At 34.6% G+C, this 14,856-nt stretch carries 16 protein-coding genes; all 16 read right to left on the reverse strand.

Translation table 11 applies throughout. The annotated features are described in order from the left end of the window. Nucleotides 1-4: 4 nt before the first annotated feature. Complete coding sequence (dut, locus tag H5V42_RS08100; RefSeq protein ID WP_185782636.1) at nucleotides 5-439, reverse strand: dUTP diphosphatase; 435 nt, start codon at nucleotides 437-439, stop codon at nucleotides 5-7. Continuing rightward, nucleotides 429-1,898, reverse strand: coding sequence for a lipopolysaccharide biosynthesis protein (locus tag H5V42_RS08105; RefSeq protein WP_185782637.1), 1,470 nt, complete (start codon nucleotides 1,896-1,898; stop codon nucleotides 429-431). The genes dut and H5V42_RS08105 overlap by 11 nt, the downstream gene beginning before the upstream one ends. Before the next feature lie 78 nt (nucleotides 1,899-1,976). After that, nucleotides 1,977-2,462 (reverse strand): hypothetical protein, encoded by a 486-nt coding sequence (locus H5V42_RS08110; protein ID WP_185782638.1) that lies wholly within the window; start codon nucleotides 2,460-2,462, stop codon nucleotides 1,977-1,979. 93 nt (nucleotides 2,463-2,555) lie between these two features. Then, nucleotides 2,556-3,770 (reverse strand): MFS transporter, encoded by a 1,215-nt coding sequence (locus H5V42_RS08115; protein ID WP_185782639.1) that lies wholly within the window; start codon nucleotides 3,768-3,770, stop codon nucleotides 2,556-2,558. A gap of 57 nt (nucleotides 3,771-3,827) precedes the next feature. Next, a complete protein-coding gene (gene atpG / locus H5V42_RS08120) occupies nucleotides 3,828-4,688 on the reverse strand; it encodes an ATP synthase F1 subunit gamma (protein WP_185782640.1) in 861 nt (286 codons plus the stop codon). Between the two features lie 76 nt (nucleotides 4,689-4,764). Further along, the gene (gene atpA, locus H5V42_RS08125) at nucleotides 4,765-6,345 is read right to left on the reverse strand and encodes a F0F1 ATP synthase subunit alpha (protein WP_185782641.1); all 1,581 of its coding nucleotides are present in this window, start codon (nucleotides 6,343-6,345) and stop codon (nucleotides 4,765-4,767) included. A 1-nt stretch (nucleotide 6,346) separates the two neighbouring features. After that, nucleotides 6,347-6,886: an ATP synthase F1 subunit delta gene (gene atpH / locus H5V42_RS08130; RefSeq protein ID WP_185782642.1), complete on the reverse strand. Its 540-nt coding sequence runs from the start codon at nucleotides 6,884-6,886 to the stop codon at nucleotides 6,347-6,349. Between the two features lie 13 nt (nucleotides 6,887-6,899). Beyond that, entirely contained in the window at nucleotides 6,900-7,400 is a 501-nt protein-coding gene (locus H5V42_RS08135) for a F0F1 ATP synthase subunit B (RefSeq protein WP_185782643.1), read from the reverse strand. 75 nt (nucleotides 7,401-7,475) lie between these two features. Then, the gene (gene atpE, locus H5V42_RS08140) at nucleotides 7,476-7,670 is read right to left on the reverse strand and encodes an ATP synthase F0 subunit C (protein WP_014032715.1); all 195 of its coding nucleotides are present in this window, start codon (nucleotides 7,668-7,670) and stop codon (nucleotides 7,476-7,478) included. A 37-nt stretch (nucleotides 7,671-7,707) separates the two neighbouring features. After that, nucleotides 7,708-8,889, reverse strand: coding sequence for a F0F1 ATP synthase subunit A (atpB, locus tag H5V42_RS08145; RefSeq protein WP_185782644.1), 1,182 nt, complete (start codon nucleotides 8,887-8,889; stop codon nucleotides 7,708-7,710). Nucleotides 8,890-8,968: 79 nt separating this feature from the next. Continuing rightward, the gene (locus H5V42_RS15375) at nucleotides 8,969-9,373 is read right to left on the reverse strand and encodes a DUF6168 family protein (protein WP_390809395.1); all 405 of its coding nucleotides are present in this window, start codon (nucleotides 9,371-9,373) and stop codon (nucleotides 8,969-8,971) included. Continuing rightward, entirely contained in the window at nucleotides 9,373-9,600 is a 228-nt protein-coding gene (locus tag H5V42_RS08150) for an AtpZ/AtpI family protein (protein ID WP_185782645.1), read from the reverse strand. Before H5V42_RS08150 ends, H5V42_RS15375 begins: the two co-directional genes overlap by 1 nt. Next, complete coding sequence (locus H5V42_RS08155; RefSeq protein ID WP_185782646.1) at nucleotides 9,578-10,015, reverse strand: bactofilin family protein; 438 nt, start codon at nucleotides 10,013-10,015, stop codon at nucleotides 9,578-9,580. The genes H5V42_RS08150 and H5V42_RS08155 overlap by 23 nt, the downstream gene beginning before the upstream one ends. Before the next feature lie 5 nt (nucleotides 10,016-10,020). Then, nucleotides 10,021-12,573, reverse strand: coding sequence for a type IX secretion system periplasmic lipoprotein PorW/SprE (porW, locus tag H5V42_RS08160; protein WP_185782647.1), 2,553 nt, complete (start codon nucleotides 12,571-12,573; stop codon nucleotides 10,021-10,023). A gap of 87 nt (nucleotides 12,574-12,660) precedes the next feature. After that, entirely contained in the window at nucleotides 12,661-13,356 is a 696-nt protein-coding gene (locus tag H5V42_RS08165) for an ABC transporter ATP-binding protein (RefSeq protein ID WP_185782648.1), read from the reverse strand. A gap of 2 nt (nucleotides 13,357-13,358) precedes the next feature. Beyond that, nucleotides 13,359-14,828, reverse strand: coding sequence for a DUF5687 family protein (locus H5V42_RS08170; protein ID WP_185782649.1), 1,470 nt, complete (start codon nucleotides 14,826-14,828; stop codon nucleotides 13,359-13,361). Nucleotides 14,829-14,856 lie beyond the last annotated feature (28 nt).

Below are 14,856 nucleotides of genomic sequence, written 5' to 3' on the forward strand. Positions count from 1 at the left end.
GTTGTTATTTTGTGCCTGTACTTCCAAATCCACCAGCACCACGAGCAGTCTCAGACAATTCTTCCACTTCTATCCAATCAGCTCTGTCATGTTTTGCAATTACGAGTTGTGCAATACGCTCACCATCTTCAATTACAAAATCTTCATTAGAAAGATTAACCAATATTACTCCAATTTCTCCTCTGTAATCAGCATCAACTGTACCCGGAGCATTTAAAACGGTGATCCCTTTTTTGGCCGCTAAGCCACTACGTGGTCGTACCTGAGCTTCATAACCAACTGGTAAAGCAATAAATAAACCTGTTTTAACAATGGTTCTTTCCAGTGGTTTTAACGTAATTGATTCAGAAATATTGGCTCTAAGGTCCATTCCAGCCGACGCATTTGTTTCGTAATGGGGCAGTGGATGTTTAGACTTGTTAATAATATCAACTTTCACTTTTTAAGAATATTTTTTTGAGCTTATCGCCTTCGAGTTTATAAATCAGCCCCAAAAATACTAAAAGCAGTAAGGAGCCTACTATTAAGTTTCGGTTAAAACCATAAAATGAAATAAGTGCAAATCCTATTGCTATAAATGAATAAAAAAATATTTTACGCATATTATATGGGATTGGATAATGTTTTCTGCCTAGATAGTACGATAAACACATCATACTACCGTATGCTATTAGTGTTGCCCAAGCCGAAGCTAAATATCCATATTTTGGTATAAATATGAAGTTAATTAACAAAGTTAGTATAGCTCCTATACTTGAAATATAAGCCCCAAAGCGTGTTTTATCTGTCACTTTATACCAAACAGATAGGTTGTGGTAAATTCCTAAACAGAAACTTGCTAATAGCACTATTGGAACAATTTTCATTGCTTCCCAGTAGGCCTCGTCTCTTATAAACAATTCTTTTAATGGATTTGCAAAAACAAGAACACCCAAAAAGATTACACTTCCAATAATTACAAAATAGGTGGTAATATGGGCATAGGTTTTCTGAGGATTTTCAGTTTCTGCATGACTAAAAAAGAAAGGCTCGACTCCTAAACGAAATGCTGTGCCAAATAGCGTCATAAAAGCCGCCAATTTATAACAAGCTGAATACATACCTATCTCTGTTTTAGCCACATTTTCTGGAGAAATTAATTTTGATAATAAAATACGGTCTACCACCTCATTAATAGTAAATGCAATACCTGCAATCATAACAGGTAAAGCGTATTTCAGCATTTTTTTGAGTAGTATTTTACTAAAGCGATACGAGTTATCAAAATATAAACCACAAATCCAAAGTAGCGCCACAGCACTAGCAACTAAATTGGCAATAAAAACATATTCTGGTTGAAAATTTTCGATATAAATTTTGGCCCAATAAGATTCTGAATTGCCATTTGCCAATTTGGGTAAAGTAATAAGCAAGAAAATATTTAAACCAAAGTTGATAGCTACACTTACTACTTTAACAATAGAATATTTTATGGGCCGTTCTTTTGCTCTTAGCCAAGCAAATGGTACAACTGTTAAAGCATCTAAAGCTAAAATTCCAATTATAAGAGCTCCAATTGTGGGGTTCACCTCTAATAAACTAGAAAAGGTGTTTTTAAATAAAAATGCTATTGTAGCAAAGGATATTGTTGAAAGAAGTATGCTAATTAAAGAAGTAGATACTACCAAATCTTTGTCATCTTCCTTGTGGAAAAAACGAAAAAAAGCAGTTTCCATACCGTAAGCCAAAACCACATTAAATATGGCAAACCAAGCAAAAACAAGAGAAACATCACCATAGGTGTTTGGCATCATTGCCCCGGTATGAATCATTACCAGAATAAAAGAAATCATTCGTGGTAATACGGTTGCCAAACCATATATAAAAGTCTGCTGAAAAAGTTTTTTAAGTGGATTCAATGGCTGTTATGCAATTGTATAAGAAACCCTGAAGCTTAACTTCAGGGTTGTTATTTTAATAAAAGTACGTATAATAGCTTATTGACGGATTTTTTGTTTGGTTTCCTTCACATCTTTTAACTTCACATACTTAACAATTTCTCCTTCTATATAGCTGATTACGCCCTCATTATCTGCCAACTCAAAAGGAATTTTTTCTGGTATCATGGGTGGTTGATTACCAACTTCCTTTTCAGCGTCTGAGTGCATTATTCTATCAGGCTTTTCTGTTTTGGTTTCATAGAAATTACCTTTTGCAACCCAACCAGATTCAATTTTTTCTAATTTAATGTTTGTAGCCTTTCCTCTAAAGAATAGTTGTTTAAAAGTTATATTTTCTATTGATTCTCCTGAAAGTGGAATAGAAACTACAGTACCCTTACCTGATTCCGCACGACCACCAACCCAGTTGTAACAAACTGCTTCTCCAACCTCAAAAGGAGGGTTCTTAACAAATGATTTTTGTGGAGCACATCCCATATAAGAAAACATTGTTAAAACTAAAATTACTGCAGCATTTTTCATTGTGTAAAGCTTTATTTAAAGATATAAAACCAAAATTGATGCCAAAGCTAAAACCATAGTTTTTCATCTTGATTTTGAATTAACTGATAGTCACTATTGTAAATTGATTCGGTTCATTGCAATTTTGGCTAAAATAAAGGCCACTAACAACAAAACTGCTGCTAAAGCAAATGATGCGCCAGGAAAGTAGATTTCTGTTTCTGGGCGCACAAAATAATAGAAAATTGGAGCAAATAGTAACTGTCCTAGAATAGCCGTTATACTTACTAAACCGGTAATAGATCCTTGTAGATTTCCTTGTTCCTTTTCTGATACCTGATTAGAAATGATTCCTTGCACGGTGGGTCCAGCAACACCTCCTAAAGCATATGGAATTAAAAAAGCATATAACATCCATGGTTCTGAAGCTTGAGAGAATAAAAACATGCCCAATGTCCAAAATAAGAAACCGTATGTAACTACATTTTTTTTTCCAAACCAAGTATTTGCCTTTCCAACTAAAAACCCTTGTACAAATGCTACTAAAACACCTACGGCAACCAAAGAAACTCCTATTTCCTTTGGGCTCCAATTAAAACGTTCTATAGAAAAATAGGACCAAACCGAAGGTAAAGCCTGCCCCGCCAAGTTGGCTAGAAAAAAAGCACTTATTAACAATAAAACACCTTTATAATTACGTAACCCTACCAAGGACACCCCAGGTATCATCTTGTAGAAATTTATAGCTCTGCGGTTTTCTGATTTTAACGACTCTGGTACTACCAATAAACCAAAAATAAAATTGGCAAAAGTTAGGCCAGCTGCTATGTAAAACGGTAATCTGATATTAATTTCTCCAAAGTACCCTCCAATACCGGGCCCTATAATAAAACCAAGACCAAAAGCAGCGCCAATTAAACCAAAGTTTTTGGCTTTTTCTTCTGCCGTACTAATATCTGCTATGTAGGCAGAAGCCACAGTAAAACTTGCCCCTGTTATACCAGCTAAAAAACGACCAATAAACAACCAAATAATTGTTGGTGCCCAGGCATGAATTAAATAGTCTATACTAAGCCCTAAAAGAGAAAGTAATAGAATAGGCTTACGCCCAAATTTATCTGATAATTCACCTAAAACTGGTGAAAAGAAAAACTGCATGCCTGCAAATGCTGTTGTGAGCCACATGCCATAGATAACCGCTTTATGTGTTCCCTCACCGGTTAATTGCATGATAAAGTCAGGGATAATCGGTAAAATAATCCCAATACCAATAACATCAACCAAAATGGTTATGAAAATAAATAGTAATGCGGTTTTTTTGGCTGCCATATAAAAACAAAGCCCCACAAATGTGAGGCTTTTAAACTTTTAAAACAATTTGAAGTCTTAGTTGTTTAGCGCTTCCGCCCCACTTACTATCTCTAAAATTTCGTTCGTAATTGCAGCTTGTCTAGCTTTATTATACGTTAACGTAAGTTGATCTTTTAATTCAGAAGCATTATCTGTTGCTTTATGCATAGCAGTCATACGTGCACCATGCTCACTTGCAAAAGAATCTCGTATAGCTTTGTATAATTGCGTTTTTAAAGACTTTGGAATTAACTGTTCAATTATTTCTTCTTTCGAAGGTTCAAATTTGTAATCAGCATTAGTACTTACTTCTCCTTCAACAGGCTCAATAGGTAAAAACTGTTCTGTTGTTACAATTTGAGTTGCAGCATTTTTAAATCGATTATATACCAATTCTATTCTGTCATATTTACCTTCAATAAAATACGTCATTAATTCTTCAGCAATTTCAGCTACATTATCAAAACTTAAATCATCATAAACAGCGCTATGATTTGCCACTATTGTGAACTGTTTTGAAAGAATATCATTAGCTTTTTTACCAATGGTCATAAACGCTACTTCTCTACCACCATATTTGCCATGAAAAAGAGAAGCACTTTGTTTAATAATGTTCGTATTAAAAGCCCCACACAAACCTCTATTGGAGTTTATGGCTACGATTAAAACTTTCTTTACTTCTCTATTTTCTGCAAACTTACTACCAGAATCACCGTCTAAACTTGCACTTAAATTTTGAAGCAATTCTGTTAACTTATTTGCATAAGGTCTCATGGCCGTAATAGCGTCTTGTGCTTTTTTCAACTTAGCAGCAGATACCATCTTCATTGCAGATGTTATCTGCATTGTTGATTTAACCGATGAAATCCTATTTCGTATTTCTTTTAAGTTCGCCATTGGTATTCTTTATATTCCTTAATTCTGGAATTTGAATAGTTATTTTCTGAACACTATTTCAGCAACAACAATTAACTTACGCCTTGTATTTGCTAGATAATTCTTTAGCTACAGATGTTAAAGTATCAATCACCTCATCGGTTAATTTACCTGATTTTAAGGTGTCTAGTACTCCTCTGTGTTTTGCATTTAAGAATTCTAAGTAATCTCTTTCAAATTCTTTAACCTTATTTACAGGCACATCTCTTAATAAGTTCTTAGAACCTGCAAAAATGATGGCTACTTGGTCTTCCACCGTAAATGGGTCGTTCTGAGCTTGCTTAAGAATCTCAACGTTTCTTCTACCTTTTTCAATTACATTTAAAGTAGCCGCATCTAAATCAGACCCAAACTTAGCAAACGCTTCTAATTCACGGAACTGTGCTTGGTCAAGCTTAAGGGTACCTGCCACTTTTTTCATTGATTTAATCTGAGCCGAACCACCTACACGAGATACAGAGATACCTACGTTAATTGCAGGACGCACACCTTGGTTAAACAAATCTTGCTCTAAGAAAATCTGACCATCAGTAATCGAAATTACATTGGTAGGAATATATGCAGAAACGTCACCTGCTTGCGTTTCAATAATAGGAAGTGCCGTTAATGATCCACCACCTTTTACGATAGGTTTAAGCGATTCTGGCAAGTCGTTCATATCTTTTGCAATACCGTCATCTGCAATAACTTTTGCAGCACGCTCTAACAATCTTGAATGTAAGTAGAAAACGTCACCTGGGTATGCCTCACGTCCTGGTGGTCTTCTTAATAATAAAGAAACTTCACGGTAGGCAACGGCTTGTTTAGATAAATCATCATAGATTATTAAAGCTGGCCTACCCGTATCTCTAAAGTACTCTCCAATAGCTGCACCAGCAAAAGGAGCATACACCTGCATTGGAGCAGGGTCAGAAGCATTAGCTGCCACTATTGTGGTATAAGCTAAGGCACCTTTATCTTCTAAAGTTTTAGCAATAGCCGCAACGGTTGAAGCCTTTTGACCAACAGCAACATAGATACAATAAACTGGCTCACCAGCATCGTAAAATTCTTTTTGATTAAGAATGGTATCAATACAAACTGTTGTTTTACCAGTTTGTCGGTCACCAATTACAAGCTCACGTTGACCACGACCAACAGGAATCATTGCGTCAATTGCCTTAATACCTGTTTGTAATGGTTCGTTAACCGGCTGACGATAAATAACTCCAGGAGCTTTACGCTCTAAAGGCATTTCGTAAGTTTCACCAGCAATAGCACCCTTACCATCTATTGGATTACCTAAAGTATCTACCACCCGGCCAACAATACCTTCACCAACATTGATAGAAGCAATACGTTGTGTACGTTTAACGGTGGCACCTTCTTTAATTTCTTTTGATGGACCCAACAATACAACACCAACGTTGTCTTCTTCAAGGTTAAGTACAATACCGTTCATACCACCATCAAACTCCACTAACTCTCCGTACTGGGCGTTTGACAAACCGTAAACACGGGCAATACCATCACCTACTTGTAATACGGTACCTACCTCGTCTAATGAAGCTGATGCTTCAAAACCTGATAATTGTTGTTTTAATATTGCTGAGACTTCAGCGGCTTTTACTCCTGCCATTTTATAAGCTATTTGTAAATTCTCGTTTTAACGTATTCAGTTTATTTGCCACACTGGCATCATATTGTAAATCTCCTACTCTTAGCACAAAACCACCTAATAAGGTTTCATCAATTTTGTTTTCTAATGTTACTTTTTTGCCTGTAAGACTGGTAACTTGAGATAGAATCTTTTGTTCTAATTCTTTAGTTAAAGGAATAGCAGAAGTTACCACGGCAACATCTTCTCCTTTTAATACTTCGTATTGAGCAATGTACTTTAAAGCCACTTCGTTTAACAAATCTTGTCTTCTGTTAGAAGACAAAACATCTATTAAACCCAGGGTAATTTGTTCGCTATCTTTAAAAAGGGTTTTTAGGGTCTCTTTTTTAGCGTCTCCTTTAACCACCGGACTAGAAAGCAATTGCTGCAACTCAATACTATCTTTAATAGTTTCAAGTATAGCTCGCATATTACCCTCAACCTTATCAGCTACTTTTTGTTCAACTGCTAGGTCTAAAACGGCTTTTGCATAACGTGAAGCTGCTCTTGAATCACTCATTGCTTGCTACTTCTTAGTTTAATTTGATATCGCCCAACATATTCTCAACCAATTTTAATTGCTTGTCTTTGTTGGCCAATTCTTCTTTTATTACTTTTTCTGCAATATCTACAGATAGTGTTGCAACTTGTGATTTAATATCAGCCATCGCAGCTTTTTTCTCACTCTCAATTGCAGCCTGAGCCTGTTTAATCATTTTATCACCTTCTACTTGAGCCTGTTCTTTAGCGTCTGAAATCATTTTTTCTTTGATTTCACGAGCTTCTTTTAACATGGCCTCTCTTTCTGCTCTAGCTTCTTTCAATAACTTATCGTTATCAGCCTGTAAATTTTGCATCTCTTTACGCGCGTTTTCCGCAGCGTCTAAAGCATCTTTAATACCTTTTTCACGATCCTCAATTGAGTTCATTATTGGTTTCCAGGCAAATTTTACCATTAGAAAAATTAACACCAACATGATTATTGTTTGCATTGCAAACAAGCCAGGTGAAAAATCGTTTATTAATTGTTCCATGAATTTTAAATTTTTAAAAACTGTTGGTCAGTAACCAACCGTTACCAACCAACAGTGTTACGATTTGCTTTTTGATTACTTTCCTAAGAAAAGAGCACCAAATGCTAAACCTTCCAATAATGCAGCGATAATAATCATCGCAGTTTGGATTTTACCAGTTGCTTCTGGTTGGCGAGCGATACCTTCCATAGCGCTACCACCAATTTTACCCAATCCGATACCAGCACCGATTACAATTAAACCTGCACCTACTAAATTTGGAACTGTCATAAAAATCTATTTATATAATTAATAAAAATTCAAATACTTAAATAAAATCTGCTCTTACATCTTCAGCATCTGGCAACTCGTTACCGTGGTCATCATGTTCATGATGATGATCGTGTTCAGCAACTGCCATACCAATAAATAATGCCGACAACATTGTAAAAATATAGGCTTGTAAAAAAGCTACTAATAGCTCAATTAGTGTAATAAAAAACGATAAAGCGAATGAAAGTAAACCCGATCCTACAATAGTCATTTCGGATTTCATAGTAATTAATATTCCTATCAAGCTCATTACTACAATATGGCCTGCTGAAATGTTAGCAAACAAACGCACAAGTAATGAAAATGGCTTAATTAAGAATGCCCCAGCTAATTCAATAACTGCAAGAATAGGACGTATCCACCAAGGGGCATCTGACATCCACAACATGTGCATGTAGTAATCTTTATTGCCTTTAAAAGTGTATATTACTAAGGTTATGATAGCTAAAGCAGCAGTAACTGCTATTTGACCAGTTATGTTAAATCCAAAAGGAGTCAATCCTAATAAATTGCTAATCCAGATAAAAAAGAACACCGTTAACAAATAACCAGTAAATTGTCTGTATTTACCTTCTCCAATATTAGGCTTAGCAATTTCATCTCTAACATAAATTACTAAGGGCTCAAGAATTCTACCAAAACCTGTTGGAATTTGTTTGTTTTTGTATTGCTTAGCTAAGCCACCAAACCACAACAACATTAAAAGAGCTACAACCAAAATACCAAACACACTTTTAGTAATAGAAAGATCTAAAACTTTGTGTGCATTGGTTGGATGATGCTCAGCATCGAATTGAAGCTCAGTTACTCCATCTTCTAATTCGTAAATTTTACTATGAAGTTTAACAAAGTTGGTTCCACCTGCATTTACTATGTGTTGACCAGAATCGTCATGATGGAATTTTGAAGACATAAAAGTTACCAACCCCTTGCTTGACCATACAATAACAGGGAGTGGAAAACCTATATGTTTGCGCTCGCCATTGTCTGCTGTGTAAGAAAACAAATGAAAATCGTGAGCGTCTTTTATGTGATGTAATATATATTCAGTAACCTCTTCTTTAGTGTCTACTTCACCGCCATGGTCTTTAACATGCTCCTTGTCGCTGTTCGCATTTGAATTAAAGGTTGTTAGCAATGCCACAAACAAACCTAAGATTCCAAGTTTTTTCTTCATTATGATACAATTCAAAAATGAGGCTCGTAAAAATTTTGTGCAAAAGTAATACATCCTTTTGTGTTCTTCACTATTTTATTTAATTATTGTTGGAAGCTTCAATTTTTAACAAAATTCTCGAAATAAAATAGACCTCAAGGCCAGTAGCTAGAAAAAAAGGAAGTAGCAATGCTAAAGTTTCGATTTTGGTAATATCCACTTCGCCAAACAATTGCGTATTAAAAAGAAGCACAAAGAGCCCAATTTTTAAAAACAATGATGCTAAATAAACGAAGCCTAATGAATTGTGTAGCGATTTTACTAGGGAAAGAATATCAAACAGAACTATTAAAAAAAGTGAGAAAATAAAATGAAACAGGTAAGTCTGTTTAAGAAACCCCATAAACCAGCTTGACCCTACAAAAAAATTGGTGTGAATCCAATAACTTAAGAATCCGACACCAATTACTATACTGGTATATTTTAAAATATTTGCTATGACCATTATTTACTTATTGCTATGGCTTTACGTATGACCATTGCCATAGCTAAAAAAACAGCTAACAAAGTTATACTATCTTCCCAAAATGTTGTGCCGTATTTGGTGTCTAACCATGTCCCCAGCAAATTGCCAAGGTAAATGGTGAGACCCATTTGTAGGGCAACGCCAGAAAAACTTGCAATGTTTTTTATAAGTTGATTTTGCTCTTTAGGAGACTTTTGCTGGCTCATTTTTAGCCCTTTGTGCGTTTTGATTTGAGCTATTAGATACTATATTTGATGGTTTGCCTTTACCCATTGTGCAAGAGGCGTTAAAAGTAGCTCCTGGTTCAACAGCTAATTTAGCAACATCAACAGTACCTTCTATATTAGCCGATGATTTTAGGGATAGTAATTGAGATACATAAAGTTCACCTTTAAAGTTACCTTCAATATCTGCATTTACACACTCAACTTTTCCATTGATTAAGCCATCTTTGCCAATAACCACTTTACCAGAAGTTTTTACGTTACCTTCTAGTTTACCATCAATTCTAAAATCAGCTTCTGAGGTAATATCACCTTTAATTTTTGTATTCTTTTCAATACGGTTAGGCTGTCCTCCAAATTCTTGCATAGGGCGGGGTTTTTGTTTGTCTGAAAACATTTTGTTCACGGTTCTGGGGTTAACATTTTTACTTTATAATCCGAATAATTCTTATGTACTTGGATAATTTGGTAATTGGTAGATGAAATTACAAAATTCTCATCTTTAATACGGTAATCACGGTTGTTTTTTATGAGTTCTGCAAAACCTAAAGCATAGTCTCTAGCTTTAAACCCATGAACAACCACAAATTGCTGCTCTAAATCATATATATCCCTAGAAACAACATTTTTATAATTAAGGTCTTTAACAACCTCTTGTAAGCGAGTTTTTAAAGCTTCTGCTTTTTCATTTGTTCTTCTTGTAAAAGGAAAAACTACCTTCCAGTTTTTTGTTCCCTTAGAGACAGAATCTAACGAAAAGGTATTATTTGCTAATTTGGGAAGTTGTTCAGCAACTATTTGTTCTGCTTTTTTACCTTCAGGGCTATTAGGATAAGTTAAGGCTACGTAATTTAATGCTTCTTCAAAAGGTATAAAGCCTTGCAATCTTCCAATAGCATTGGCTTTAAGCATTTCAAATTTTGGAACAATTGGGTCTCCTGTAAACTTTTTAATGTAGTCTTGAGATTGCGTAATAACCATTAAGTAGTTTTGATTCTCAAAACTTTTAAACAATTGGGCATACCGGGCTTCTGGTCCTTGACCGTCAGCTGTTATTAGCGCATCAGGATTTAAAAGAATTTCTGCGTATCTGCTGTCTCGATGATTCTTAATAATATCCTGTTTCATCACCTCAGCCATCTGTAAATTGATATCCTCATATATTTTATACAAATAATATTTAGAAGGTAATATCAATCGTTCTTCTGGTTGCTCATTTAAAACTCGTTCTAATTTTGAACTTGCCAAGTTGAGTTCTTTAAACTTTTCTTTATAGATTAAACCTAGTTGGTAATTTGCAAAATTTCGTTCCGAACGCAAACTATCAATGGTATCTGGATTAGTAGGTACTGTTGCTAGGTAATAATCTACTGAATACTTTTCCTCTTCTGGAGCAGTATTTTCAGTAGCAGTATTTTGAACAAGTTCTCCTGTTGCTTCTGAAATCGCAACCTTGCTTTTATCACTCCAACGCCAATCATCAGTCAATTCTCTATTACCCCAACGATTTCTAAATTGATTTTTACCGTAGCCTAGACTGGTTATGTTATAGAAATAAAATTTTCCTTGGTTTTCTTTACCGCCGGCACTCTGACCTAAGGTTGCAAAACCAGCTTGTTGTTGTTTAGCCTTTTTTTCTTCTTCTGCCTTTTCTTTTTCTTTTAAAGCAGTAATATAATCTTGAAAAAAGACCTCCCTTTCTGGCGGTGGCATTTCATACAAAGAAATTATGCTATCAGTTTGTTGAACAATACCTTCGTATTTAATAACATCAGTAAGGTTTTCCAATTTTTTACTAATGCTCCTATATATTTTTGTATTCTCTTTTAAATTTGTTAGCGTACTATCATAGTAAGCTCCTGAAGTTTTGTATGCATTAATGTCAAAATAATAGTCAGCTAAACTTTGATAGTTTAGAGCATTAAGCTTTTTGATGGTATTGTCTTGTCTGAGAGACTTATTATAATAAGAAAGTGCTAAATCAATAGAATCTTGTTGAAAGTAAAACTGGGCTTTTTCTCGATATATTTTTCCTAAAAATGGTCTGTTTTCTCTGTTTTCTTCCAAATCAGTTAAATATTCTAGAAGAAACTCGCTGTTTTCATTTGAAATATCTGTGTTTCTAATTTTACCCAAATGAGCGTGAATCATGTATACCCTAGGAGACTTTCGATTGAGTGCTATTACTTTGTCAAAAGCATAATTTGCGCTGTCTTTAATACCTAACTGGTTAAAAAGCTGCCCTATAATATACAAATATCTGCCCCGCTCTTCATTTTTTTTAGTGTAGCTCTGTGCTATTTTTAATTTTTGTAAGGCGGTATCTGGAGCATTTAAGTTTACATAACATTGTGCTAAAACTGCATTTGCATCAGCATACTCTTGGTCTTTTAACTCTTCGTATTTAAATAAGCGTTTAAGGTTTTTTATAGCTAATTCTGGATTTTCTAACCTCATGTTTGTTTTTTCTCTCCAGATAGTTGCTTCATTAAGCTTATCACTTTCAACATACTTTTTAAGAATATAGTTGAAAGATTCCATTGCAGGAATGTATCGCTGGTCAAAATATCGAGCTTTACCTAAAAGCAAAAAGGCTTCATCTGTTTGAGGATTACGTTCCTCATCTTTGATATCCATACTGTGTTTTTGTATGGCTTTAGTTGCCTTTTCTTCCGCTCTTTCAAAATTAGGATTGTTGTCTTCGGAGTCTAGTTTAATTTCATCGGTTACTTTTAACCGTTCTATCGGCAACAACTCATAAAAATCATCTCGGTAAGAATTACGTAATTCTTCTCTTCCCTGCTCAAAAGCAATATTGCCATTGTACAGAGTGTTATACTTGGTATTAAGCGCGTGCCAATTTCTATTGATAAAGGCGTCTTTTTTAGTAGAACATCCAATAACACCAAGTAGTGTTGCTAAAACAAATACGAAAAAGCGAGTAGTCAGCTTCAATTTATAAATCTTTCCTATCTGAACATAACTCTAAAAAGGCTAGAATATTATTAGCTTACTCGATAAAATACTTCTTTTGTGCTCATGTTAGCCCGCAAAAAAAGTTTCTAATTCTTTAAGGGTTTCTGCAGATGTTTTAATGTCTTTAACTAATTCGCCTTTATTTAACACAACGATACGTTCACAAACTTCTGTTACATGCATTAAATCATGACTAGAAACTAAGACCGTTACACCCTCTTTTGCTGCTAAATCTTTAATTATACTTTTAAGTCTAATCTGTGTTGTTGGGTCTAAATTTGCAAAAGGTTCATCTAGTATTACTACTTCAGGATTACCAATAAAACTAGCAACGATTCCAACTTTCTTTTGATTTCCTTTTGACAAATCTCTTAAGTATTTTTTTTGTCCAAGAATTTCTCCATGAAAGAAATCAGTAAAATTGGCTAATAGGCTATCCACGTCTGCACGATTTCTGCCGCGTAACTCTCCAATGAAATAGAAATATTCTTCTGGTGTTAGATATCCAATTAAAAAAGATTCATCAATAAAGGCAGATGTAAAAGGTTTCCAGTCCTCACTTTTATCTACTTGAACATCATTGTTTTTTATATGCCCTGTTGAAGGTTGAATTAAATCTAGCAGTAAGCTAAATAAGGTGGTTTTACCAGCGCCATTATTGCCAACAAGACCAAAGCTTTGCCCTTTTGGAATTTCGAGTGATTCTATATTTAAAACGGTCTGCGAACCGTATGTTTTTGAAAGGTTATCTATTGTTATCATGTCTATTTTTGTTTGTAGGCTTTTAAAGTCTTGTATTTTTCTTTTTTGTAAATCTCTTCTATCAATTTAAATACTCTATTTTTAAAAATAAAGCCTGCTAAGCCAAAGGCTGCTACAAATAAATACCCAGCTAAAGGACTAATGGTAAAATGCCCTATGGCATAAATTAGCATGGGTAGTAAAAGTTTTGGTAAGGTTAATAAGAGCGTTTTAGAGTTGAATGCCTGTTTATCACCAAAAGCTTTTTTGTTAGAGGTTAAGTCGATTGGCGTTTTTACATAGGCGCCGCCCCATAAAACCAAATAGGCATTAATGCCAATATTATAAATGGCACCTACTAAAACTGCGGCATAAGCTTCCCACCCAAAATACAGATAGAATGATGCCAAAACTGTTGAAATAATAGTAGCTATAATAACAAGATACCATTTAGAGTGTAAATACTCAGAGTATTTAATGTTTTGGCTCATCATTAATGGATAATAACTACTATCCCAACTAGGAACATACTGTCCAAAGCTGAATAAGAAACCTCCAGTGACAAATATACCGGCAAAGACTCTCCAAAAGGGACCATCATAAACTTCTATACTACCAGTAAAGAATAGCAAACCATAAAAAATAAAAAAGAAGCCCATGATAACCGCTGTTCTAGAACGTTTATTTCGTTTAATGAGTTTAATATCATTTTTTAAAAATGTACCCAGGTTACCAAACCTGTTGAGCCAATCTAGATTTTCAGTTTTTGCTTCTTCTTTTTTAACTGCCAAACCACCATCTAAAAACATGTGCTTTTTAAAATAGTTAAAAGTGATAAAGTACAAAAGCAGCAATACCACCCATGGTATTAAGGCCGAATAAGGTACATCATAGAAAAAGTTGAAAATAGGTTTTGTGTAAATGGTGATATCGAACCAACCATTGTATTGAGAAATACCCAAGAATACTACGAGCCCAGCAAAAACATAAAAGAAAGGGTCTTTATTATTTACTAGAACATTAATAAAATTAAAGCAGTAAATAATGGCCAAAAAGGCAAGATGCCAACCAATTACTCCCATTGCATTGTAATCTTTAACTAAAAGGATAATGCTAAAGGGTATAAAGAAAAAAGCATGCATCCAATTAAAAAAAGATACTATGGTTTTACCTAAAGAATAGTTAACTACCTCACGTTTTTTAAATGGTAAATATAAGAGTGGTTTTATATTGGTTACAGGCATTTTTTGGAGCATGTACCTAAATACCAATTCAAAAGCCAAGTAATAAATCATGAATTGGTTGACCACTCGTAATGGGTCGCCTAAACCAGATTTCTCAATCATAAAATAAGCTCCAAAGCCAAGGCTCAAGAAAACGGCAATAAAGTATAGTGCCCCAAAAAGCATTAAAATTTTAAACCATATTTCCGTCTTAAAAGATGCCGACCGGAAAAAAGATTTCCATTGTAAACTAAAAAAGTGTTTGAACATAGGTTGGTTTTTTGTTCAGTATGTTAGT

It is taken from the genome of Croceivirga lutea (assembly GCF_014235875.1).
In the GTDB taxonomy this organism is placed as follows: domain Bacteria; phylum Bacteroidota; class Bacteroidia; order Flavobacteriales; family Flavobacteriaceae; genus Croceivirga; species Croceivirga lutea.

Coding starts and splice junctions, on each gene's coding strand:
- H5V42_RS08165 (WP_185782648.1), bottom strand. CDS start 13,356: ATGATAACAATAGATAACCTTTCAAAAACATACGGTTCGCAGACCGTT.
- H5V42_RS08115 (WP_185782639.1), bottom strand. CDS start 3,770: ATGGCAGCCAAAAAAACCGCATTACTATTTATTTTCATAACCATTTTG.
- H5V42_RS08135 (WP_185782643.1), bottom strand. CDS start 7,400: ATGGAACAATTAATAAACGATTTTTCACCTGGCTTGTTTGCAATGCAA.
- H5V42_RS08150 (WP_185782645.1), bottom strand. CDS start 9,600: ATGAGCCAGCAAAAGTCTCCTAAAGAGCAAAATCAACTTATAAAAAAC.
- atpB (WP_185782644.1), bottom strand. CDS start 8,889: ATGAAGAAAAAACTTGGAATCTTAGGTTTGTTTGTGGCATTGCTAACA.
- H5V42_RS08155 (WP_185782646.1), bottom strand. CDS start 10,015: ATGTTTTCAGACAAACAAAAACCCCGCCCTATGCAAGAATTTGGAGGA.
- H5V42_RS08110 (WP_185782638.1), bottom strand. CDS start 2,462: ATGAAAAATGCTGCAGTAATTTTAGTTTTAACAATGTTTTCTTATATG.
- atpG (WP_185782640.1), bottom strand. CDS start 4,688: ATGGCGAACTTAAAAGAAATACGAAATAGGATTTCATCGGTTAAATCA.
- atpH (WP_185782642.1), bottom strand. CDS start 6,886: ATGAGTGATTCAAGAGCAGCTTCACGTTATGCAAAAGCCGTTTTAGAC.
- atpA (WP_185782641.1), bottom strand. CDS start 6,345: ATGGCAGGAGTAAAAGCCGCTGAAGTCTCAGCAATATTAAAACAACAA.
- atpE (WP_014032715.1), bottom strand. CDS start 7,670: ATGACAGTTCCAAATTTAGTAGGTGCAGGTTTAATTGTAATCGGTGCT.
- H5V42_RS08170 (WP_185782649.1), bottom strand. CDS start 14,828: ATGTTCAAACACTTTTTTAGTTTACAATGGAAATCTTTTTTCCGGTCG.
- H5V42_RS15375 (WP_390809395.1), bottom strand. CDS start 9,373: ATGGTCATAGCAAATATTTTAAAATATACCAGTATAGTAATTGGTGTC.